Source organism: Variovorax sp. YR266, assembly GCF_900107295.1.
Lineage (GTDB): Bacteria > Pseudomonadota > Gammaproteobacteria > Burkholderiales > Burkholderiaceae_C > Variovorax.
Window position 1 is genome coordinate 1 of sequence record NZ_FNPM01000043.1, and the last position, 1997, is coordinate 1997.

Sequence of the window (1997 nt, forward strand, 5' to 3'; positions counted from 1 at the left end):
GGGCATTCATGGCGAGTGCCATTCCACATGCTGCGCCAGGTCTTCGACATCTGATCGTTCAGCTGCGGTCAAGAGGGCCGTGAGCTGACGCTTACGCTGCGTGGCAGTGCGCGTCATCTGAGGGGGATCGACCGTTCAAGAAATGTTGACCGTTACGGCTCACGGAGATGCCGTCAGATTTTCAGATACGCAAACGAGAAAGCACGAGGGAGCGCGCGATGAGTCTTTGGGAAGCACTGCAAAAGGTCCGCGAACCGCTTGCAGTTTCGAGGGAAGCGACAGATCGACAAGCTGGACCGCCGAGATTTCTACTGGGCCCGAAGATGGCGATGCTCAAGAGGCTTCCCAACTTGATAGTTCTGCTGACGCTGGTGCTTGCGTCGAGTGTCGCGAGTGCAGTACAGCCGGTTGCTTCTACCTTGTGGGTCGGGTCGCAAACCGGCACGAGCTATTCGGACCCGGATGTTGGGTTGGCAGCAGAGAAAGCCGCGTGGGATGCGAGGTGGGCGCCGTATGTGTACTGCCGCATTTGGACCTCGGTTAACTGGGTTAGCGCGACGAAGATTTCTTATGGAGCTTCGCTCTCGGGTTGCGCAGGTGGTGGTTTGGACGTGGAGGCTGGCTGGACCAATTGCCCAGAGAATTCGGCAAGGGCAGGCAATTCGTGCGTATGTGACCCGGGCTCGCCGGAAAATGCAGATGGGCGCTCATGCGGCGGGCCGAGCGCTCCTCAGCCGATAGCAAGCCAATCGTGCAAGATTTCGGATGGCGCTGGCACCCCAAATCCGATTCTTCCTGCGACTGCCGAGAAGTACCGCTCCGAGACCGATTGGTCCGACTCCGGCCCCGCTGCCCTTTCCTTCACGCGCACTTATCGCAGCAGTTGGGCGAGCGATTCGACCCGAGCTGGCAATCCACTCGGCCAAGTCTGGTCACACAACTTCAGTGCAAAGCTGGTCACCACGCCCAGCACAGCGCCCGTGGCTGTGGCCGTCACCACCGGCGAAGGCTATGTGCGGACCTTTGGTAAGGCTGCAGGGGCCACCAGTTGGAGTGCCGGCAACAATGCAGACACGCTGACCCAACTTGCCTCTGGCGCTTGGAGTTATCACCGCGCCGATGACGACACCACGCTCAGCTTTGACGGCCCCGGCAAGCTGCAGACCGAAGCGGATCGCAATGGCTGGATCACCACGTATGGCTACAACAGCGCAGGCCAACTGGCCTCCGTTACGAACGGCTTTGGCCGTAGCCTTGTGTTTGTGTACAACAGCGCAGGCCAACTGACCACCGTCACGATCCCGGATGCGCGCGTCATCACCTACGCCTACGACAGCTCCGGTCGCCTGTCCTCGGTTCTGTACTCCGACGGCAAGGGCCGCAACTTCGTCTATGAGAACGCTTCGTTTCCGCAGGCACTGACCGGCATCTTCGATGAAGCCGGTGTCCGCTGGGGTACGTTCGCATACGACACCACGGGCCGCGCGATCAGCACCCAACTTGCAGGGGGCGTCGACGCCTATCAGGTCAGCTATCCGTCGACAGGCTCTGCCGCCGTAGTCGATCCGCTGGGCACGAGCCGCAGCTACAGCTACAGCACCATCAAGGGCAAGCTCGCCGTCACAGGCGGCTCGCTGCCTTCGGGCGAAGGCAAGAGCGATGCCGCCAGCCGCGTTCAAGACGCCAATGGCCTGATCGCCAGCGAGACTGACTTCAAAGGCATCGCCACCACCACGACCTGGGATACCGTTCGCCGTCTGCCCACCACTGTGGTCTACGGCTCGGGCACCTCAGACGCACGGACAGTCACGACGCAATGGCATGCGATCTTCGCCTTGCCTGTGTTGGTCACCGAGTCCGGCCGTACCACCGCCTACACCTACGACGCCCTCGGCAATGTGCTGTCGAAGATGGTGACCGACACCGCGACCAACAAGGCCCAACTCTGGCAGTGGACCTACAACTCTTCGCAGTTGGTCGATACCGCCACCGATCCC

The 1997-nt window shown here is 61.1% G+C and carries 1 protein-coding gene; it reads left to right on the plus strand.

Annotation, left to right across the window (positions count from 1 at the left end; genetic code table 11):
- Window positions 1-329: 329 nt before the first annotated feature.
- Window positions 330-1997: DUF6531 domain-containing protein (locus BLW48_RS36005; protein ID WP_256331076.1), on the plus strand; the 1668-nt coding region annotated here is incomplete at its 3' end.